The 20,200-nt window shown below is 29.9% G+C and carries 21 protein-coding genes and 1 riboswitch; of the genes, 16 read left to right on the top strand and 5 right to left on the bottom strand.

Annotation, left to right across the window (positions count from 1 at the left end):
• Positions 1-16: 16 nt before the first annotated feature.
• Positions 17-832, bottom strand: coding sequence for a pyrroline-5-carboxylate reductase (proC, locus tag NSU06_RS06400; RefSeq protein ID WP_017176269.1), 816 nt, complete (start codon positions 830-832; stop codon positions 17-19).
• Positions 833-939: 107 nt separating this feature from the next.
• Between proC and NSU06_RS06405 the strand changes: the two genes are divergently transcribed.
• On the top strand, positions 940-1,695 hold the full coding sequence (locus NSU06_RS06405) for an SDR family NAD(P)-dependent oxidoreductase (RefSeq protein WP_049415592.1): 756 nt from the start codon (positions 940-942) through the stop codon (positions 1,693-1,695).
• A 96-nt stretch (positions 1,696-1,791) separates the two neighbouring features.
• On the opposite strand, the gene NSU06_RS06410 is transcribed toward NSU06_RS06405, so the two are convergent.
• A complete protein-coding gene (locus tag NSU06_RS06410) occupies positions 1,792-2,700 on the bottom strand; it encodes an aldo/keto reductase (RefSeq protein ID WP_049415564.1) in 909 nt (302 codons plus the stop codon).
• Positions 2,701-2,781: 81 nt separating this feature from the next.
• Here NSU06_RS06410 and NSU06_RS06415 point away from each other — a divergent pair, with 81 nt between their 5' ends.
• The 3 genes from NSU06_RS06415 to xerD all read left to right on the top strand — a co-directional run bounded on the left by NSU06_RS06415 (position 2,782) and on the right by xerD (position 4,923).
• The gene (locus tag NSU06_RS06415) at positions 2,782-3,324 is read left to right on the top strand and encodes an NUDIX domain-containing protein (RefSeq protein ID WP_049415565.1); all 543 of its coding nucleotides are present in this window, start codon (positions 2,782-2,784) and stop codon (positions 3,322-3,324) included.
• Between the two features lie 100 nt (positions 3,325-3,424).
• Positions 3,425-3,871 carry a ferric iron uptake transcriptional regulator gene (gene fur, locus NSU06_RS06420; protein ID WP_017176273.1) on the top strand — a complete coding sequence of 149 codons (447 nt, stop codon included), beginning with the start codon at positions 3,425-3,427 and terminating at the stop codon, positions 3,869-3,871.
• Between the two features lie 164 nt (positions 3,872-4,035).
• A complete protein-coding gene (gene xerD, locus NSU06_RS06425) occupies positions 4,036-4,923 on the top strand; it encodes a site-specific tyrosine recombinase XerD (RefSeq protein ID WP_017176274.1) in 888 nt (295 codons plus the stop codon).
• Positions 4,924-4,948: 25 nt separating this feature from the next.
• Here xerD and NSU06_RS06430 read toward each other — a convergent pair whose 3' ends face one another.
• Entirely contained in the window at positions 4,949-5,452 is a 504-nt protein-coding gene (locus tag NSU06_RS06430) for a DUF309 domain-containing protein (RefSeq protein WP_049415567.1), read from the bottom strand.
• Between the two features lie 98 nt (positions 5,453-5,550).
• Between NSU06_RS06430 and NSU06_RS06435 the strand changes: the two genes are divergently transcribed.
• The 6 genes from NSU06_RS06435 to NSU06_RS06460 all read left to right on the top strand — a co-directional run bounded on the left by NSU06_RS06435 (position 5,551) and on the right by NSU06_RS06460 (position 11,212).
• Entirely contained in the window at positions 5,551-6,282 is a 732-nt protein-coding gene (locus NSU06_RS06435) for a segregation and condensation protein A (RefSeq protein WP_049415570.1), read from the top strand.
• Complete coding sequence (scpB, locus tag NSU06_RS06440; protein ID WP_049415573.1) at positions 6,275-6,808, top strand: SMC-Scp complex subunit ScpB; 534 nt, start codon at positions 6,275-6,277, stop codon at positions 6,806-6,808. Before NSU06_RS06435 ends, scpB begins: the two co-directional genes overlap by 8 nt.
• 1 nt (position 6,809) lies before the next feature.
• Entirely contained in the window at positions 6,810-7,547 is a 738-nt protein-coding gene (locus tag NSU06_RS06445; protein WP_017176278.1) for a pseudouridine synthase, read from the top strand.
• Positions 7,548-7,753: 206 nt separating this feature from the next.
• On the top strand, positions 7,754-8,479 hold the full coding sequence (locus tag NSU06_RS06450) for a response regulator (protein WP_048681466.1): 726 nt from the start codon (positions 7,754-7,756) through the stop codon (positions 8,477-8,479).
• The gene (locus tag NSU06_RS06455; RefSeq protein ID WP_340780047.1) at positions 8,463-10,229 is read left to right on the top strand and encodes an ATP-binding protein; all 1,767 of its coding nucleotides are present in this window, start codon (positions 8,463-8,465) and stop codon (positions 10,227-10,229) included. The genes NSU06_RS06450 and NSU06_RS06455 overlap by 17 nt, the downstream gene beginning before the upstream one ends.
• A 245-nt stretch (positions 10,230-10,474) precedes the next feature.
• A riboswitch (FMN riboswitch) is annotated at positions 10,475-10,602 on the top strand.
• Between the two features lie 64 nt (positions 10,603-10,666).
• Positions 10,667-11,212, top strand: a complete 546-nt coding sequence (locus NSU06_RS06460) for an ECF transporter S component (RefSeq protein WP_002449844.1) — start codon at positions 10,667-10,669, stop codon at positions 11,210-11,212.
• An 83-nt stretch (positions 11,213-11,295) separates the two neighbouring features.
• Here NSU06_RS06460 and NSU06_RS06465 read toward each other — a convergent pair whose 3' ends face one another.
• Entirely contained in the window at positions 11,296-11,544 is a 249-nt protein-coding gene (locus tag NSU06_RS06465; RefSeq protein WP_002449743.1) for a ferredoxin, read from the bottom strand.
• A gap of 96 nt (positions 11,545-11,640) precedes the next feature.
• On the opposite strand from NSU06_RS06465, the gene NSU06_RS06470 reads away from it, so the two are divergent.
• The 4 genes from NSU06_RS06470 (at position 11,641) to ypdA (ending at position 16,768) form a co-directional block, all read left to right on the top strand.
• Positions 11,641-12,606, top strand: a complete 966-nt coding sequence (locus NSU06_RS06470) for a helix-turn-helix domain-containing protein (RefSeq protein ID WP_037541043.1) — start codon at positions 11,641-11,643, stop codon at positions 12,604-12,606.
• Positions 12,587-13,966 carry a RecQ family ATP-dependent DNA helicase gene (locus tag NSU06_RS06475; protein WP_017176282.1) on the top strand — a complete coding sequence of 460 codons (1,380 nt, stop codon included), beginning with the start codon at positions 12,587-12,589 and terminating at the stop codon, positions 13,964-13,966. Before NSU06_RS06470 ends, NSU06_RS06475 begins: the two co-directional genes overlap by 20 nt.
• 147 nt (positions 13,967-14,113) lie before the next feature.
• Entirely contained in the window at positions 14,114-15,631 is a 1,518-nt protein-coding gene (gene ebpS, locus NSU06_RS06480; protein ID WP_340779631.1) for an elastin-binding protein EbpS, read from the top strand.
• 150 nt (positions 15,632-15,781) lie between these two features.
• Positions 15,782-16,768: a bacillithiol disulfide reductase YpdA gene (gene ypdA, locus NSU06_RS06485; protein WP_340779634.1), complete on the top strand. Its 987-nt coding sequence runs from the start codon at positions 15,782-15,784 to the stop codon at positions 16,766-16,768.
• A 62-nt stretch (positions 16,769-16,830) separates the two neighbouring features.
• On the opposite strand, the gene NSU06_RS06490 is transcribed toward ypdA, so the two are convergent.
• On the bottom strand, positions 16,831-17,799 hold the full coding sequence (locus NSU06_RS06490) for an asparaginase (RefSeq protein WP_017176285.1): 969 nt from the start codon (positions 17,797-17,799) through the stop codon (positions 16,831-16,833).
• 75 nt (positions 17,800-17,874) lie between these two features.
• On the opposite strand from NSU06_RS06490, the gene cmk reads away from it, so the two are divergent.
• Positions 17,875-18,531 (top strand): (d)CMP kinase, encoded by a 657-nt coding sequence (cmk, locus tag NSU06_RS06495; RefSeq protein WP_017176286.1) that lies wholly within the window; start codon positions 17,875-17,877, stop codon positions 18,529-18,531.
• A 310-nt stretch (positions 18,532-18,841) separates the two neighbouring features.
• Positions 18,842-20,020, top strand: coding sequence for a 30S ribosomal protein S1 (gene rpsA / locus NSU06_RS06500; RefSeq protein ID WP_017176287.1), 1,179 nt, complete (start codon positions 18,842-18,844; stop codon positions 20,018-20,020).
• Positions 20,021-20,200: the final 180 nt, after the last annotated feature.

The raw sequence follows: 20,200 nt of genomic DNA on the forward strand, positions 1-20,200 counted from the left end.
TTATTTTTAATATTTATTACTCATCTTCACTTTTAGAAAGGGCGATACTTCTATGAACTGCAGCATCTAGACAGGCTTTAAAAATACTCTCAATATCATGTCGATCAAGTTCATTTAATCCAGCTTGTGTTGTGCCACCTTTAGAGGTAATATTTTTTCTAAGTTGTTCCATACTTAAATCCGATCGTTCAATCATCTTACTTGTTCCAATAATGAGATTCTTAATGGATTCTTCAACTTGTTTTTTTTCAAGACCTAATGATGTTCCTGCTTTAACATATTGTTCAAATACATGATATAAAAAAGCTGGTCCGCTTCCTGTAATAGCCGTCACTTGATGTAAATATTCTTCGTCAACTTCAATAACTGAGCCAAAAGCACTAATTAATTCTGTTACTTCATCTTTAGAATGAGGATCGAAATTACCAGAAAAACTAATACCTGTTACTGAATGACCTACCTGTGCATTTGTATTGGGCATAATTCTAGCAACGGGATTATTCGTTTCTAACTTTTCTCGGATATAATTTATCGATAAACCAGCCATAATAGATATAAAACGATGGTCTGATTGTATATGTGATTTAATACGTGATGCGACCGTTTCAAAATCATGAGGCTTAGTACCTAGAAAAACATAATCTGCATCTTTTAATAAAAATGCATCATCGTAACTATATTTTACTCCTAATTCTTTCGCAAATGATTTTAAAGTATTTTCATTTGATTTATTTGTTAAATAAATATCGTTATGATTTAATATTTTAGAATCAATAATTCCTTTAAAAATGGCTTGTGCCATGTTACCAGCGCCATAAAATACTAACTTCATAAAACAGCACCATCCTTACCCTTAATTGATAAAACTATAGTAACATATTCAATATAATTATTATCAAAAATTAACTATACTTGTTAGATAGGAGAGAGTCATCCGTGATTGTAGGTAAACATTTCATCGTAACTGGAGGAACTAGTGGCTTAGGTTTAGAAATAACGAAAGAATTATTAAAAAAAGGCGCATATATTACCCTCATTGTTCGTAGTACGGAGAAATTCGAAAATATTAATTTTAATCCGTACAAACATCGTGTTTCAATGATTAAATGTAATTTACAAGATACTTCACAAATAGATAATATTTCTAAATCCCTTTGTTATCCGATTGACGGAATCATTTATAGTGCAGGTTTAGGCTTTTTTAAATCAATACAATCTCATTCGTTAGAAGAAATCATGGAAACTTATCATGTGAATGTGCTTGGTTTTATTACATTATTTAAAACTGTTAAACCCTATTTAACAATGAACGCTTCTATAGTGGCTATTTCTAGTCAGGCAGCATTTGTAACGCAAGCGAATGCTGCATTTTATGGCTCATCTAAAGCTGCTTTAAATGGCGTATTAAATGCTCTAAGAATTGAGGAACAAGACTTTCATGTAATGACTGTTAATCCAGGTCCCATTAATACACCATTTCATAAAAAAGCAGATCCATCATTGAAGTATGCTAATAAATATGCATCACTAATGATAGATCCCAAAATACTCGCAGAAGACATCGTTAAAGGTATCATCACTCGTAAAGTAGAAATTAACAAGCCGCTATGGATGAATCCACTATTAAAACTTTACCAATTAGCTCCTAGAAAAATTGAAAAATATTTTACTTCATTGTTTAAAAATAAAATATAATTTAACCTAAAAAAGTGATGAAGCATTCATCATAGATACTTCATCACTTGTACTTTACATCAACGATTGTTTATAAGAATTTATAATAATGATTCCTTACTCAAGATGCTGAGTATATTCCAAATCTTTCACACGGTGACGTGCAGATTTAATTTGATCCAAACTTATTGTTTTATTAAAATTAGCAATATTATCTTTTAATTGTGAAACAGAACTTGCACCAACAATAATAGAACCTAATGCATCATGGGATTTTAAATATTCGAATGATAAAGCACTTAAATTACTTTCAACTTCCTTAACAGAAGCAATCGTTTCTCCTAATTCATGATAATTATAGTCAAAAATACCATCAGAGAATTTCTGATCAAGTACATTAACACTATTTGAAGTAAGTAACCCTTTAAACACGGGACCACGTGCTAAAACTTTTACGCCATGAGAATGAATATGATTTAAAAGACGTTCTGGACGATTATCAATAAGATTAAATTGAGACATAATCGTTTCTATTTGACTGTGTTTTAAATAATACTCAATCACGTTAGGTCTAATAGAAGAGATTCCATAAGCTTTGATTACACCTTCTTTTTTCAGTTCATCGAATGCACTAATCGTCTCATCTAGGGGATCATCAATTGTACCTCCGTGAAGTTGATAAAGATCTAACTGTTCTAAGCCTAATCGTTTTAAAGAACTTTTAACACTTTCTTTAATATATTTTTTTGAAGGATCCCAAGTAGTACTACCATCATTAAGTGGTCTATTTCCTACTTTTGTTCCTATAACAATATCATCTCTATTTTGATATTTCTTTAAAGACTTTCCAACAATGTCTTCATTGACCCCTCTATCATAAATATCTGCGGTATCAAAATATGTGATATCATTTTCAATTGCACACTCAATAATTTCTTCTGCATGATGATATTCTGTGCCTAAACTCATACAGCCTAAACCTAGTTCCGAAATTTCAATGCCACTTTTTAATATATTTTTTTGCATGAACAATCTCCTTCCGATACACTTTAGTTAACGCATTTATCTTATCAATTTATTAACTTAATGAAAAGGGACGTGGATATAATGGACTTTAATGAAAAAACTTTTGATAGAACAGTCATTTATAATGGTAAAATTATCGATCTAGAACTACACGATGTGGAATTACCAGACGGAAAAACTTCCAAGAGAGAAATTATCAAGCATAATGGTGCTGTGGCAATTTGCGCTATTACTCCAGAAAAAGAAGTATTATTGGTTAAACAATATCGTAAACCTATTGAAAAACCCTTGTTAGAAATTCCAGCAGGTAAACTAGAAGAAGATGAAGAAAGAGAAGAAGCAGCTAAACGCGAATTAGAAGAAGAAACTGGCTACAAAGCTAATCATCTAACGTTCATCACTCATATGTATGGTTCTCCAGGATTTTCAAATGAGAAACTAACCATTTATTTTACTGATCATTTAAGTGTAGGAGAATTAAATCTGGATGATGACGAATTTGTAGAATTGCATAAAATACACTTAGACGATATCCATGCACTTATAGAAAATCATGAAATTGAAGATGCGAAAACAATGATTGCTTTACAATATGTATTATTAAATTATAATCATTCTAAATAAGATGTGATAACTACTTGATTTTTACTAAATTTATTGGTAATTTATTAATTGAAATAATTTAGTTTAAAATGATTATAATTAATTGAGGAGTGATGCTCCCGTGGAAGAACGTCTAAATAGAGTAAAACAACAATTACAGCAATCTTCTTATAAATTAACACCTCAACGCGAAGCAACAGTTCGTGTGTTAATTGAGAATGAAAAAGATCATCTCAGTGCTGAAGATGTATATTTAAAAGTAAAAGATAAAGCACCTGAAATAGGTTTAGCTACTGTTTATCGAACTTTAGAACTACTTGCTGAATTAAAAGTAGTAGATAAAATTAATTTTGGTGATGGCGTAGCGCGATTTGATTTGAGAAAAGAAGGTGCTAAACATTTTCATCATCACTTAGTTTGTATGGAATGTGGTAGGGTAGATGAAATTCATGAAGACTTACTACCAAAAGTAGAAGAACGTGTTGAATCAGAATATCAATTTAAAATTTTGGATCACCGCTTAACATTTCACGGTATATGTTCAGAATGCCAAGCTAAAGGTAAATAATAAGTTAAACTTAATAAAGTGTTGTATCAACTCTATATACAAATGCTTGAAGAACTTTTCAAGATAAAAAAGTAATATGTAATAATTAATCGATAGAAGGTGTGAAATTAAGAATCAACTTTGAATTCTATTTCATACCTTTTTTATATAAACAGAGGTGTAATATGAATACGATTATTGAAGAATTTTTAAAATTTATTCAAATTGAAAAGGGATTGAGTGAAAATACTATCGGCGCATATCGACGTGATTTAGCTAAATATGAAGAATACATGAAAGAACATAAAATTGCTCATATCGATTTTATTGATCGCCAAGTTATACAAGAATGCTTAGGATATTTAATAGACCAAGGTGCTTCTGCTAAATCAATGGCGCGTTTTATCTCTACAATTCGCAATTTTCATCAATTTGCACTTAGAGAAAAATATGCCGCTAAAGATCCAACTGTCTTAATTGAGACTCCGAAATATGAGAAGAAGTTACCCGATGTTTTAGAAGTTGAGGAAGTCATTCAACTTTTGGAAACACCGGACTTAAATAAGAAAAATGGGTATCGTGATCGTACAATATTAGAATTATTATATGCGACTGGCATGCGTGTTTCTGAACTGATACAAATTAATATTGAGGATATAAATCTTATTATGGGATTTGTTAGAGTATTTGGTAAAGGTAATAAAGAACGAATTATACCATTAGGAGACACTGTGATTGAATTTCTAGATACGTATTTAGAAAAGATACGTCCTCAACTTTTGAAAAAGACTATTACGAATGTATTGTTTTTAAATATGCACGGTAGACCTTTAACTAGACAAGGGATATGGAAGATGATTAAACAATATGGTTCAAAGGCCAATATTAATAAAACTTTAACTCCTCATACGTTGAGACATTCATTTGCTACACATCTTTTAGAAAATGGGGCAGATTTAAGAGCAGTTCAAGAAATGCTTGGTCATTCAGATATTTCAACGACGCAACTTTATACACATGTGTCTAAATCTCAAATAAGACAAATGTATAATCAATTCCATCCCAGAGCTTAAAATAAAAGAAAGAAAAGTGAATGATTTAACTTTTCTTTCTTTTATTTTTAAGTGCTTTTTTTCTAGCTGCAATGATATCGCTTCTATCTCTTAGACGATGGCAATGAACAATCATGTCATCATTGTTAATTTGTGTCTTATATTCATAATTAGGATATAAATTGATAATTTCCCTTTCTACCGCAGATTTAATTGGCAACTGTATTGGTTGAAATGTCTGATCATATTTCACTTTTTCTATTTGATTTTGAATCAATAAAGTAAATTCATTGACCTTTAAACCTAGTGTCTCTTTATCTTTTGCATGCTTAAATGTATATAACGCTTTTTTAAAGCTTTTTAATGCACCTAACTTATTACACCGTCTATAGTGATACATTGCAGTTGAAAATAATATTAAACTAACTACAGCATCTTTCTTAGAAAAATTAGGGTTAGACTTCCATAATTCTTCTAAAATATCATGACATAAAAAATAATGTTGGTGTGTATGAAATTGATAGTAGAAGTGACTTAATGCTTTATTCATGAATACTCATCCTTAATTTAATTCTAATATATATTCATGCTATAATATTTAAGTGAATTATGCACAATTTAGATTTTATAATACAAGGAAGTTAATTTATGTACGAAGTTAAATTAGATGCTTTTAATGGCCCATTAGATTTACTTCTTCATTTAATCCATAAATATGAAATAGATATTTATGATATACCAATGAAAGCTTTAACTGAACAATATATGCAATATGTTCATGCAATGAAAGAAGTTGAAATTAATATTGCAAGTGAATATTTAGTGATGGCTTCAGAGTTATTAATGATAAAAAGTAGATTATTATTGCCACAACAAGAAACTGAAAATGACTTAGAAGAAGATCCTCGTGAGGAACTTGTAGGTCGTTTAATCGAATATCAAAATTATAAAGAATATTCTTTACTATTAACAGAATTAAAGAAAGAAAGAGAATTATATTATACTAAATCACCAGCTGATTTATCTCACTTAGAAAAAAAAACGCATTGGGACAAAAATCAAACGATTGATTTGACTCAACTGATTGTTGCATACCAAAGAGTAAAAAATAGAGTAGCATTAAATACGCCAAAAGCAGTTGAAATTTCAAAAGATATTTTTACAATTCAACAAGCTACTGAAGTGGTTGCTAAACATTTAGAGAAACAAACATCATTTAACTTCTTTAGTTTATTTAACTTTAATGAACCTGTGAGTAAAGTTGTTACACATTTCTTAGCAATATTAGAAATGTCTAAAGCAGGTCTTATTAATATAGAACAGTCAAATAACTTTGAAGACATCAATATCATTAGAGGAGTGAACTATTCTATTGGATAACATTGGCATTATAGAGTCATTATTATTTACTGTAGGCGATGAAGGACTCGAAGCACGTCAGCTTGCAGATATTTTAAAAATGGATTTAGATGAACTTGATCAATTAATTTCGACGTATCATTCAAAAGGTCTTGAAATACAAAGATATGGTTCCATTTATATGTTAACCTCCAAAAAAGAGAGTGCTCCTTTTATCGAAGTATTAGTGAATCAAAAAGCAAACATGAAATTATCTCAAGCTGCTATGGAGACACTATCGATTATTGCTTATAATCAACCATTAACTAGAAGTGATATCGAAGTAACAAGAGGTATTAATTCTGATGGTGCAGTGAGAACATTAATTGCTAGAGGACTTATTGAAGCAAAAGACATGGAGAATTCGCGTAGTCATTTACTCATGACTACTGATTTATTTTTAAATGTTTTTGGAATGAAATCAATAGAAGAACTACCATCTACTGAAGAAGATAACGAAGAGATTGAAAATTTCTTTAGTACACTTACAGAGCAAAAGGAGAAATAAAATGAATAAAGATTTAGAAAGACTTCAAAAACGAATTGCTAACAGTGGATATACATCTCGAAGAAAGGCAGAAACTTTAATCACTGAAGGTAAAGTAAAAGTCAATGGTCAAGTAGTTACAGAACTTGGAACGAAAGTTAAATCTTCAGACACTGTTGAAGTTGAAGGAATTAAAATTGAGCAAGAAGATAAAATTTATATTCTGTTCTATAAACCAACGCAAGTGATTACTAGTGTTTCAGATGATAGAGGTAGAACGGTTGTAACAGATTATTTTAAAGATTTAGAAGCAAGAATTTATCCAGTTGGACGATTAGACTATGATACTTCAGGGTTATTATTACTTACAAATGATGGTGAATTTACTAACCTGATGACTCATCCTAGATATCATATTCAGAAAAAATATGTTGCAAAATTAAAAGGGTATTTAATGAGAGAAGAAGTTAAAGCATTAGAACAAGGAATTGAATTAGAAGATGGTTTTACACAACCTGCTCAAGTTAAAATAAAAAATCAAAATAAAGAAAAAAATACGACACTGGTTGAAATAACTATTAGCGAAGGTAGAAATAGACAAGTTAGACGTATGTTCGAACATTTTAATCACACAGTCGATAAATTAATACGAATCGAATTTGGAAATCTTAATTTAAAAGGTTTAAATGCAGGTGAAGGTAGAGTATTAACACCTCATGAGGTGAAAATATTAAGACATATGGCTGAAAATGGCAATTAATTCGAAATAACTTAACAATACAAAGTATTTTCACAATTACAATGTGTATCTTTTTTTATTTATTCACTGTAATAATAAATCATAGGTTCTACATCAAAAAAGATATTTTGCTATTTTTTTCACAAAGTCAATTGAATAGAAAGCTTTAATATAGTGAATATGCTATAATTAAAATGGTATAGAGCGTGTGTAGGAGGTATATTGTAATGATGAATGAAATATTAATTGTAGACGATGAAGATAGAATCAGAAGATTATTAAAGCTTTACTTAGAAAGAGAATCGTTTACTATCCATGAAGCAAGTGATGGTAGAGAAGCATATGAACTTGCTATGGAAAATGACTATGCGTGCATTCTTTTAGATTTAATGTTGCCTGAAATGGATGGTATTGAAATGTCATCAAAATTACGTGAGCATAAAGATACGCCTATTATTATGCTTACAGCTAAAGGCGAAGAAACTAATCGTGTGGAAGGATTCGAATCAGGTGCAGATGATTATATAGTGAAGCCTTTCTCTCCCCGAGAAGTCGTATTAAGAGTGAAAGCATTACTACGTAGAACTCAAACATCTAAACCAGAACAAAGCGAACCACATGCAAGAGATGTCATTGAGTTTAATCATCTTATTATCGATAATGATGCACATCGTGTATTAGCGGATCAACAACAAGTGAATTTAACTCCAAAAGAATATGAGCTATTAATATACTTAGCAAAAACACCTAATAAAGTATTTGATCGTGAACAACTATTAAAAGAAGTTTGGCATTATGAATTTTATGGTGATCTAAGAACTGTAGACACACATGTTAAACGATTAAGAGAAAAATTAAATCGAGTTTCTGAAGAAGCAGCACATATGATTCAGACCGTTTGGGGTGTCGGTTACAAATTTGAGGTCAATACAAATGATGAATCGACTAAATAGTGTTGTTATAAAACTGTGGTTAACTATAATATTTATAGTAACGACAGTTTTAATTTTATTAAGTGCAGCATTAATTACATTTATTCAATATTATTACACCCAACAAACAGAAAATGCTATAAGAGAAGATGCTTCAAGGATTAGTCATCTTGTTGAAAAAGCTGATAACAAGTCACTTGCCATACAACATAGTCAGGAATTGATTGATGGTACAGGTGGCGTTATTATTATGTCTAATAAAAATATGTCAGCAGAAAAATCATATAATCTGATTAAAAAAAGAATGTTAAAAGAAATACAAAACAATGACAACTTTAATAAAGTATTTGATACAGGGAAATCTGCCACACAAAACGTCACAATAAGTGAAAAAGGAGCATCCCATTCTTATATTCTTTTAGGATATCCGATGCAATCTCAAAATCGTAAACATGCTAAGTTTAGTGGCGTATTTATATATCAAGATTTAAAAACAATTGAAGATACTAATAATGCAATTACCATTATTATTTTAATTACTGCCATTGTATTTTTAATTGTTTCAACGATTTTTGCGTTCTTTTTATCTAATCGTATCACTAAGCCACTTAGAAAATTAAGTACACAGGCAATCAATGTATCGAATGGAGATTACTCTCAAAAAACAACAGTAAATACGAAAGATGAAATTGGTGAACTTTCTTATACGTTTAATAATATGAGTTATAAAATTCAAGAACACATTGAAGCTTTATCTACTCAAAAAAATATTCGTGATCGTTTATTTAATTCTATGATTGAAGGTGTAGTGGGTTTAAATGATAAAAGTGAAATTATTTTATCTAACAAAATGGCAGACCAAATACTACCGACAATTGATAAATCTATTTATTCAGAAATTAAAAATCAAATTAATGCCACATTTCATTCAAAAGGTACAGAGTTTAATGAATATACAATAAACTCTAAGTATTATGTGTTTATAATGAGCTATATTGATCGTATTCAACAAGATGGTCGTAGCGGGATTGTAATCATCATAAGAGATATGACAAATGAACATAATCTTGATCAAATGAAAAAAGATTTTATCGCAAATGTATCCCATGAACTCCGTACACCGATTTCGTTATTACAGGGTTATACTGAATCGATAGTCGATGGCATTGTAACAGAACCTAACGAAATCAAAGAATCACTATCAATTGTATTAGATGAAACAAAACGACTTAATCGCCTTGTCAACGAGCTTTTAAATGTTGCAAGAATGGATGCGGAAGGATTAACCATTAATAAAGAAATACAGCCTATAATGCCATTATTACGTAAAATACAACTTAAATATCGTCAACAAGCACAAGATTTAGAACTAAACATAGACTTGTTACCAAATATTAATGAAGATGATTTATGGAATTACGATGCTGATCGAATTGATCAAGTACTCACAAACTTAATTGATAATGCAACACGCTATACACATCCTGGAGATTCAATTACGATTACTGCTAATAAAGATAGTCAGTACCAAATTTTAAATATAAAAGACACAGGTAGCGGCATTGCTCCCGAACATCTTGATCATGTATTTGATCGTTTTTATAAAGTAGAAGCTTCTAGAACTAGAGGTAAACAAGGAACTGGTTTAGGATTATTTATTAGTAAGATGATTATTCAAGAGCATGGCGGAATTATTTCTGTAGAAAGTACAGTGAATAAAGGCACAACCTTTATTATTAAATTACCTAAACCTTCTATAGATTCTAAATAATTAACTTTCGACAAAATAAGATTAAATATCCAAATTATTTGAGATTACGCTCTTCAAAGTTAAAGATAAAACTTTGAAGAGTGTTTTTATATCTATAGTTTTTTTAATATAATATTTCATTTTATATTAATTTAAAATCAGTCGACGAAATTGATGAACCATATCTCTCATTTTTATAAATAAACAGAGATATTGCAATGAAGGAGTTATTCATGTAATATAAATTTTAAATGATAAATTCAATAATTCATCTTCGGGGTAGGGTGTAATTCCCAACCGGCAGTAATTTGAGCCTGCGACCCGCTTCAATGGAAGTGGCTGATTCAGTGTAAATCTGAAGCCGACAGTATAGTCTGGATGGGAGAAGGTGGAGGTTTTTTGTTGTGTAAAAGTATCCTCCAATTCTTAGTAAGATGAATGGAAGGAGAAAACTGAATATGCAACAAAATAAACGTTTAATTACCATAAGTATGTTGAGTGCAATTGCATTCATATTAACATTTTTGAAATTTCCATTACCATTTTTGCCTCCATACTTAACATTAGATTTTAGTGATGTACCGACTTTATTAGCTACTTTTATTTTTGGTCCTTTATCTGGTCTTCTTGTAGCATTAATTAAAAATATATTAAATTTCTTATTTAATATTGGCGATCCTGTTGGACCTGTGGCAAATTTTTTAGCAGGGGCTAGTTTTTTACTAACAGCTTATTTTGTTAGTCATCGTAAACAATATTCATCTCGTCGTTCACTAATTATAGGATTAGTTGCCGGCACTATTGCAATGACTATCGTTTTAAGTATTTTAAATTATTTTGTCTTACTACCTTTATATGGCATGATATTTAATCTTGGTGATGTATTTACTAATTTAAAAGTAATTATTTTATCTGGTATTATTCCTTTTAATATTATTAAAGGATGTGTAATATCGATTATTTTTATCTTGCTATATCGCCGTTTAAAAAAAGTATTGAAATAAAATCAAAACCTCCGATGACTTCTTAGTAGGAATCATCGGAGGTTTTATATTATAATTATGGTAATGCAATTTTATTTACGGATTTATTCAAATTTTAAGGCATCTCCATCAAAAGGCTCTTCTTCAATTTTAATTGAATCAGTTGGACAGCCTTCAAGAGCATCTTCCATATCTTCATATAATTCTTCTGGTACTTCTGCAGTACCTTGATTATCGTCAAGGATTACGAAAGCAATACCTTCGTCATCATAATCGTAAATATCTGGTGCAGCAGCGCCACAAGCACCACAAGCAATACATGTATCCATATCAACGATTGTGTACTTTGCCATTTTATTCGCCTCCTTTGATAAAAATGCTACACTAGTCATAATAAATAATTTTATTATATTCTAGATATAAAAGTTCTATAAAAGAGGAGTTCACTCATGCAAGAAATGATTAGTTATGTTAAACATCACTCATTCAATTATAAAACTAATAAAAGTATATATAATATTTTAAGTGGAAAAAAGTCACATCAAACGTTTTTTGATGCGAGCTCTCAACAACTTTTATCATTATATCATAGTTTACCTAAATTAAAATATCAGACATTTGAACGACTTTTAAATAAAAATGATATAAAAGAATTAAATATCAAGGTGCATCCTCGATTCACTTATGATAGTCTTAATAATACTTTTAAATGTATTCAATTATTAATTCAGACGATATCTCAATATCTCCATCATCAACTCAAATTCGTACCAATGAACCAACAGGTTATTATTCAAAATAAAGTTAAAAAGGTTTATGGAACTATTATTGAAAATGATTTAATAAAAGACTTTGAAAATGAAGTGACTGATTTATTTCAAGCAATCAGTTTAAATAATAATAATAAGTGTTACCTTCATTATTATTTGCATGGTTATGATGAGCCTATGTATACAAGACAACAGGTAAGTTTGATTGAGAATATTTCTATTTCAAAATTATATACATTAGAATTGAATAATTTAGTCACCTTAGGAAGTGAAATTGAAAATAAACAACGTTATCCTATATTGTCTGAATGTATTATTCTTTCATCATTATTAAATAAAACATCTATTACTCAACAATATCTTCATCAAGGTTTGAGTTTAAATGAAATCGCAATTGCACAGAATGTTAAACTTAATACAATAGAAGATCATATTTTAGAATTATTTATTAAAGGTTATGAGAAAAATTACGAAAATTATGTGGAGAAAAAAGATATTTTTCAATTTACTCAATACTATACAGAGCATAAAGGAGAAAGATTAAAACGATATAAACAAGAGTTTGATCATTTATCATACTTTGAAATTAAACTCATGATTGTTGGGATAGAAAGAGGTGAAATGAATGTTAGAGAACAATCTTAAACAATGGTTTGGACATGAAAGTTTTCACCCAGGTCAGAAAGAGGTCATAGAAAGTGTATTACAAGGCAATCATACACTTGGTGTTTTGCCAACAGGTAGTGGGAAAAGTCTGTGTTATCAATTTCCAACTTATATGCAACAAAAACCTACTCTTATTATTTCACCGCTAATTTCTTTAATGGATGACCAAGTGATGCAACTTAAATCTCAAGGTGAACGAAGGGTTGTGTGTATTCATTCAGGTATGGATGAACAAGAAAAAAAAGAAAATATCAATGTATTAAATCAAAGTCGTTTTATATTTCTAAGTCCTGAATTTATTCTTCAATCTCATCATTTCAATTTAATTAAAAACATTCCATTTGGTTTAGTAGTATTAGATGAAGCACATTGCTTATCAGAATGGGGATATGATTTTAGACCGCATTACGCACTTATTGGTCAAATCACTCATCATTTTAAATTAGCGACTATTTTAGCATTAACTGCTACTGCACCGCCACATTTAACAAGTGATTTAGAACATATTTTAAAAGTTAAATTAAACACTATACAAACTACTATGAATCGTAAAAATATTTCGTTATCACATTTTAATTTCAAGGATGACGACGAAAAAATAGAATGGTTATTGAAATTTATTGAATCTTCAGGTCCCACAATTATTTATGTATCATCTAAGAAAATATGCTTACAACTCGCAAAACTCATTTATCAACATGGATATTTAACTGGTATTTATCATGGGGATTTAACTTATCAAGAACGTCAAACTGTTCAAAATCAATTTATTAATAATTTTATTCCAGTTATTGTAGCTACTAGTGCTTTTGGAATGGGGGTTAATAAAAAAGACATTCGGACTGTTATTCATTTTCATTTATCATCTAGTCCTTCAAATTATTTACAAGAAATTGGACGAGCTGGGAGAGATGGAAAACAAAGTCAAGCGATTAGTCTATATCAACCAGACGATGCTTATATTCTAGAGACGTTACTCTTTAATGATGCTATCGTATCAGAAGATGTCGAAACTTTTGAGTTAGGCGCATTCCTTCCACCTAATAAAGAAGAAATTTTAACAGTATTACACCAAAATTATACATTTAAAGAATTGAAACACATTTTTAAAACCTCATATATACGTAAACAAGCTGGTTATCAAAGAATCATAGGTTATACTCGTATAGATCAATGTAGAAGAAAATTTTTACTGGAATTTTTTGGAGAATCTCCTAATCAATCTAATGAATGTTGTGACAATGATTCAGATTTAAGTAAAATTGAGTGTTACAACAGAAAAAAAGTTAAAAGACAATTTACTTTCAATGAAAAAATTAAAAACTTATTTAGAGTTTAGTGACTTTACTTTACTAAAATATTTTATACAGGATATAATTAAATTACAAAATGATTTATAAGAAATTAAAAAAATGATACATATTTATGCATTACTTGGGTATAAATAATGTGACAATTAAAATAAGAAAAAGAAAGGATGTTGACTATGTCTAGAGATAATTTTAAGGATGATTTTGAAAAAAATCGACAATCGATAGATTCAAACGATCAATTCGATCGTGTAAATAATGAAACTAACGATGAAATAGACAATTTTAACAATGAAACTGATCAACAGTTTCCACCAAGAAATGCACAAAGACGACAAAGAAGAAGAAACCAATCTTCTAGTCGTAACAAAAAATTTAACGATCAGGTTAATGATTATGAAGAAGGTTCATTAGATGACCGTTATGATGAGGAAACATTTGACAAAGTACATAACGAAAGTAACTCTCATCATAATCACGAGAATGATGAGAATAATCAACGTTCCAATATAGATGAGCATTATGATGAACGCAACCGTCATTCTAATTTAAATGATCGTCATAATGATGATGATCGTCGTAATAATTCTAATCATCGTTTTGAGGACGATAGTTATGAAAATGATGATAATAGTGATGATAGAATGAATAGTGATCATCGTCGTCATCGTGATTTTGATCAAGATAATGATAGACATGAAGATCATCATTCCAAAATCGGAAAAGATGCAACCATTGCTGGAGGAGCTGCTGCTACTGGAGCTGTTGGAGCAAAAGCATCACGTAATAAAAAACGTAAAAATAATCGTCATGATGAGGAAAATTATAGAGATAATGAAAATAGAAGTGTTCAACATGACAACGAAGATAATAATGAACTAGATAATAAACATCACAGAAAAAAAGGAAATAAAGGCAAAAAAGCTGCTGCAGTCGGTGCTGGAGCAGGTGCTGCTGGTGCTGCTGCTTCTAAACATAAACATCATAATGAACATAACAATCTAAATCATCATGATGATGATAAACATCGTGAATACGAAGATAATGATGGTTTCCAAGCACATAACGGTAAGAAAAAACGTGGTTTAATGGGAATTTTACTTCCACTCATAGCTTTATTACTTATTTTAGCTGCTCTAGCTATTTTTATTGGCATGTATCTTAACAATGACCATAAAGATAAGAATAATAACACTGCAGATAATAAAACAGAACAAACTGAGAACAAAGATAAAGATAAAGACAAAGACAATGCTACAAATGAAAAAGACCAATCAAATGAAACAGCAGCAACAAAAGAAGATAAATCAAGTGAATCAGATAATAGCACTAAAAAAGATAGTGATGAGTCAAATGAAGTAGCTACAACAGAAAACAGTACATCAAATGATAATAATGATAAAAATTCTACTGAAAATGCAACATCTGAAAATGATAACAATAAATCAAATGTATATAATAATTCATCAAGTTCAGATAATAACTCAAATTCTCAATCAACTCAAAATAACACACAATCAAGTAATAGTGTTGGCCAACAAACTCACGTAGTATCTGGTAATGATAATTTATATCGTATTGCAATTCAATACTATGGTGAAGGTACAGTTGAAAATGTAAATAAATTAAAACGAGCTAATGGCTTAACTAGTAATAATATTGTAAATGGTCAAAAATTAGTTATTCCTCAATAATATCTGAATGTATTAAAAAAGATACACCTAAAATGGTGTATCTTTTTTATGTTCATTTGAAGATAAGTAAATAATAATGTAAATATTTTTATTTAGAAATATATCAGTAAACTGATATAATATGTTAGTGATTAAAGGAGGCCATTAAACATGCAAACAATTGAAAGTATTATTATTGGTGGAGGCCCATGTGGTTTAAGTGCAGCCATTGAGCAAAAGAAAAAAGGCATAGAAACACTAGTAATTGAAAAAGGTAATATTGTAGATGCCATTTATCATTATCCTACGCATCAAACTTTTTTCTCTTCTAGCGATAAATTAAGTATTGGCGATGTGCCATTTATTGTAGAGGAAAGTAAACCTCGTCGTAACCAAGCACTTGTCTATTATAGAGAAGTAGTAAAATTTCATCAGTTGAATGTACATCCTTTTGAGGAAGTATTAACAGTTAAAAAAATTGGAAATAAATTTACAATTACAACAACTAAAGACGTGTATGAATGTAAATTTTTAACAGTTGCGACTGGTTATTACGGTCAACATAATACTTTAGATGTTAAAGGTGCGGATTTATCTAAGGTTAAACATTACTTTAAAGAAGCACATCCATACTTCAATCAAGATGTTGTGGTTATTGGAGGTGAGAATTCTGCAGTAGATGCAGCTTTGGAATTGGAAAAGGCTGGGGCAAATGTGACTGTATTATATCGTGGAGATCGATATTCAGCAGCAATTAAACCTTGGATTTTACCAAATTTTGAATCTTTAGTTAACCATGAAAAAATCGATATGGAATTTGATGCAAATGTTACTGAAATCACTCAACATTCAGTAACTTATGAAAAAAATGGTGAAACAGTAACAATACCAAATGACTTTGTTTTTGCAATGATTGGTTATCATCCAGACTATGAGTTTTTACAATCTATTGGTATAGATATTCATACTAATGAATTTGGAACAGCTCCAATTTATAACAAAGAAACGTATGAAACAAATGTGGAAAACTGTTATATTGCTGGTGTTATAGCAGCTGGTAATGATAATAATTCAATTTTCATTGAAAACGGTAAATACCATGGTGGCATTATCGCTCAAAGTATTTTAAGAAAAAAACAAACTCCACTAGAAAGTTAAATTTCATTTATTTTAATTAAAAGAGAGAAACAATGAGTGCATCATCATTGTTTCTCTCTTTTTTAAGTTTCAAAGTATTCTTTCAATTCCTTGTGATTCATATGATTACTTAAACCAATTAAAAGTTTTAATCTTGCTTTAGGGCCATTTAATCCGTTAGAAAAAATAAGTCCCTCTTCAGCTAATCGAAAACCTCCACCTTCATAATCATATACTGGACTTACAATGCCATTAAATGAGCGAGACACAAGTACGATAGGAATATCTTTTTTGACACACGATTCAATACCTTTTAAACAACTTGGGGGTAAGTTACCTTGGCCTAACGCTTCAATAATTATACCTTGAACATTTTGTTGAGCATAAAATTCTAAAACATCCTTAGTCATCCCCATATACGCTTTAATTAATGGCACATTTAAACTCTCATCTATTCTTGGAAATACTGTTTGTCGATATGGACGATTATAGAATTGAACACGATCTTTAGTTAAGATACCTAAAGGGCCTTGATTAGGACTCTGAAAGGTATTGATATTCGAAGTATGTGTTTTAGTAACATTTCTCGCAGTATGTATTTCGTCATTAAATACGACCATCACGCCTTTATCAGAAGCTTCTAATGAAGTTGCAACTCTAATTGCTGAAATAAAATTATATAGCCCATCTGAACCAATCTCGTTTGATGAACGCATCGCACCTGTTATAACAATAGGTTGACTTATATCGATTGTTAAATCGAGCAAATAAGCTGTTTCTTCTAACGTATCTGTGCCATGTGTAATCACACATCCATCATAATGATTCTTAGAAAATTCCTTAATAATGATGTCTTTTAACTTTATTACATGAGAAAGTGTGATATGTGGTGATGGGACATTAAAGGGACTTATTTCATATACATTTGCATATTGACCTATGATGTTTTTATGTAATGAAATAGGATTGATGTCATTTGTAACGACCTGATTGAGTTGATTTTGAGACATACTAATTGTTCCACCTGTATGAATAACAAGTATTTTTTTCATTAAACTCCTCCTATTTTTAAAATATATATTTATGATAAAATAATACAGATAAAACAACAAGAAAGGAAAAATGTTATGAATCCAATTAATATTGCATTAGATGGTCCTGCTGCTGCTGGAAAAAGTACAATTGCAAGACAAGTGGCTAGTAAATTATCAATGATTTATGTCGATACTGGTGCAATGTATCGTGCAATAACGTATAAATATTTAAAGCAAGATGCTCCTGAAGATTTTCAAAATTTAATTAATCATACTTCTTTAGAATTAACTTACAATCCATCAAAAGGACAACGAATTATTTTAGATAACGAGGATGTGACAGACTATCTAAGAGAAAATGATGTCACGCAACATGTTTCATATGTTGCATCAAAAGAACCTGTACGCACATACGCCGTACAAAAACAAAAAGAATTAGCAATAAAAAAAGGAATTGTTATGGACGGTAGAGATATTGGTACCGTCGTTCTTCCAGATGCTGAGTTAAAAGTATATATGATTGCCTCTGTAGATGAAAGAGCTGAAAGAAGACAAAAAGAGAATGAATTACGTGGCATTTCTTCCACTTTAAATCAATTAAAAAAAGAAATTGAAGAAAGAGATCATTACGATATGAATCGTGATATTTCACCTTTAAGAAAAGCGGAAGATGCTATAACAGTGGATACAACGAGTAAAACTATAGAAGAAGTAACTGAAGAAATATTAAAATTAGTAGAGAATCTGTAATTTTTGTACATAGCTATTTAATTTAATTCGTCAAATGACTAAAATATAAGCGAATTATTTTAAATAGCTATTTTAGTTATATATAATTAATTATGGAAATATAAACAATAAATTTTCTTAATCTTATATTCAATCATAAGTTTCGATTTTTATTGATATTAATAAATATATTTTTTCTATTGCTCAATATTAAATAATTTTAAAAAATGATATATTTTTTAAAAACTTATGAAACTAAAGGGGTATTTCTTGACAATTCCTTGTGTTTATAAGATGTTATAGTTATGTAGTGTATAAGGAGGCAAACATGATGACTGAAGAATTCAATGAATCAATGATTAATGATATTAAAGAAGGTGACAAAGTCACTGCAAAAGTTCAACAAGTTGAAGATAAACAAGTAGTAGTTCATATTGATGGGGCTAAATATAATGGAATTATTCCAATTAGCCAACTTTCAACTCATCACATTGAAAATCCAAGTGAGATTATTTCAGAAGGTGATGAAATTGAAGCATATGTAACCAAAATTGAAATTGACGAAGAAAATGAATCAGGCGCTTACATTTTATCAAAACGTCAACTTGAAACCGAAAAATCATATGAATATTTACAAGAAAAGCTTGATAATGACGAAGTAATCGAAGCTAAAGTTACTGAAGTAGTTAAAGGTGGCTTAGTTGTGGATGTGGGCCAAAGAGGATTCGTTCCTGCGTCACTCATTTCAACTGATTTCATTGAAGATTTCTCTGTATTTGAAGGACAAACAATTCGTCTTAAAGTAGAAGAATTAGATCCTGAAAATAATAGAGTCATTTTAAGCCGTAAAGCAGTTGAACAAGCTGAAAATGACGTTAAAAAAGCATCGTTATTAGATTCACTTAATGAAGGGGACGTTATCAAAGGGAAAGTTGCTCGTCTTACTAACTTTGGTGCTTTTGTAGATATTGGTGGCGTTGATGGATTAGTTCACGTATCAGAATTATCACATGAGCATGTTCAATCTCCTGAAGACGTGGTAAGCGTTGGACAAGAAGTGGACGTTAAAGTTAAATCTGTTGAAAAAGATTCTGAGCGTATTTCTTTATCTATTAAAGATACTTTACCAACTCCATTCGAAAATATTAAAGGTAAATTCCACGAAAACGACGTTATCGAAGGTAAAGTAATTCGCTTGGCTAACTTTGGTGCTTTTGTGGAAATTGCTCCTGGTGTTCAAGGACTTGTACACATTTCAGAAATTGCTCATAAACATATTGGTACACCAAGTGAAGTGTTAGAACCAGGACAACAAGTGAGCGTTAAAATTTTAGGTATTGATGAAGAAAATGAGCGTATTTCTTTATCTATTAAAGCTACATTACCAAATGAAGATGTGATTGAAAGTGACGAAGCTACAACTCAATCATATTTATCTAATGAAACAGATGAAGACAATCCAACATTAGGTGACGTTTTTGGTGATAAATTTAAAAACTTAAAATTCTAATATTAAATATTTTATTATTTAATTTAATGATGAGAGCAAGAAAAGATATTCAAATAGAATTCTTTCTTGCTCTTTTTTATTTATCTTTACTCACTATCTATCGTATGACAATATATACTTGTTTTTAAATCATCATTGCATATGATAAAATTATAGAGATTTTAGAAAGAGAGGAAGTTA

This window comes from Staphylococcus sp. FSL W8-1270 (assembly GCF_038007165.1).
Classification (GTDB): domain Bacteria; phylum Bacillota; class Bacilli; order Staphylococcales; family Staphylococcaceae; genus Staphylococcus; species Staphylococcus hominis.

Excerpts from the sequence above, each read along its gene's own strand:
- ypdA (WP_340779634.1), top strand. The coding sequence starts at position 15,782 with ATGCAAACAATTGAAAGTATTATTATTGGTGGAGGCCCATGTGGTTTA.
- NSU06_RS06455 (WP_340780047.1), top strand. The coding sequence starts at position 8,463 with ATGAATCGACTAAATAGTGTTGTTATAAAACTGTGGTTAACTATAATA.
- NSU06_RS06430 (WP_049415567.1), bottom strand. The coding sequence starts at position 5,452 with ATGAATAAAGCATTAAGTCACTTCTACTATCAATTTCATACACACCAA.
- NSU06_RS06415 (WP_049415565.1), top strand. The coding sequence starts at position 2,782 with ATGGACTTTAATGAAAAAACTTTTGATAGAACAGTCATTTATAATGGT.
- xerD (WP_017176274.1), top strand. The coding sequence starts at position 4,036 with ATGAATACGATTATTGAAGAATTTTTAAAATTTATTCAAATTGAAAAG.
- NSU06_RS06410 (WP_049415564.1), bottom strand. The coding sequence starts at position 2,700 with ATGCAAAAAAATATATTAAAAAGTGGCATTGAAATTTCGGAACTAGGT.
- NSU06_RS06475 (WP_017176282.1), top strand. The coding sequence starts at position 12,587 with ATGTTAGAGAACAATCTTAAACAATGGTTTGGACATGAAAGTTTTCAC.
- NSU06_RS06435 (WP_049415570.1), top strand. The coding sequence starts at position 5,551 with ATGTACGAAGTTAAATTAGATGCTTTTAATGGCCCATTAGATTTACTT.
- NSU06_RS06460 (WP_002449844.1), top strand. The coding sequence starts at position 10,667 with ATGCAACAAAATAAACGTTTAATTACCATAAGTATGTTGAGTGCAATT.
- NSU06_RS06470 (WP_037541043.1), top strand. The coding sequence starts at position 11,641 with ATGCAAGAAATGATTAGTTATGTTAAACATCACTCATTCAATTATAAA.
- NSU06_RS06450 (WP_048681466.1), top strand. The coding sequence starts at position 7,754 with ATGATGAATGAAATATTAATTGTAGACGATGAAGATAGAATCAGAAGA.
- cmk (WP_017176286.1), top strand. The coding sequence starts at position 17,875 with ATGAATCCAATTAATATTGCATTAGATGGTCCTGCTGCTGCTGGAAAA.
- ebpS (WP_340779631.1), top strand. The coding sequence starts at position 14,114 with ATGTCTAGAGATAATTTTAAGGATGATTTTGAAAAAAATCGACAATCG.
- proC (WP_017176269.1), bottom strand. The coding sequence starts at position 832 with ATGAAGTTAGTATTTTATGGCGCTGGTAACATGGCACAAGCCATTTTT.
- NSU06_RS06445 (WP_017176278.1), top strand. The coding sequence starts at position 6,810 with ATGAATAAAGATTTAGAAAGACTTCAAAAACGAATTGCTAACAGTGGA.
- NSU06_RS06465 (WP_002449743.1), bottom strand. The coding sequence starts at position 11,544 with ATGGCAAAGTACACAATCGTTGATATGGATACATGTATTGCTTGTGGT.
- rpsA (WP_017176287.1), top strand. The coding sequence starts at position 18,842 with ATGACTGAAGAATTCAATGAATCAATGATTAATGATATTAAAGAAGGT.
- NSU06_RS06490 (WP_017176285.1), bottom strand. The coding sequence starts at position 17,799 with ATGAAAAAAATACTTGTTATTCATACAGGTGGAACAATTAGTATGTCT.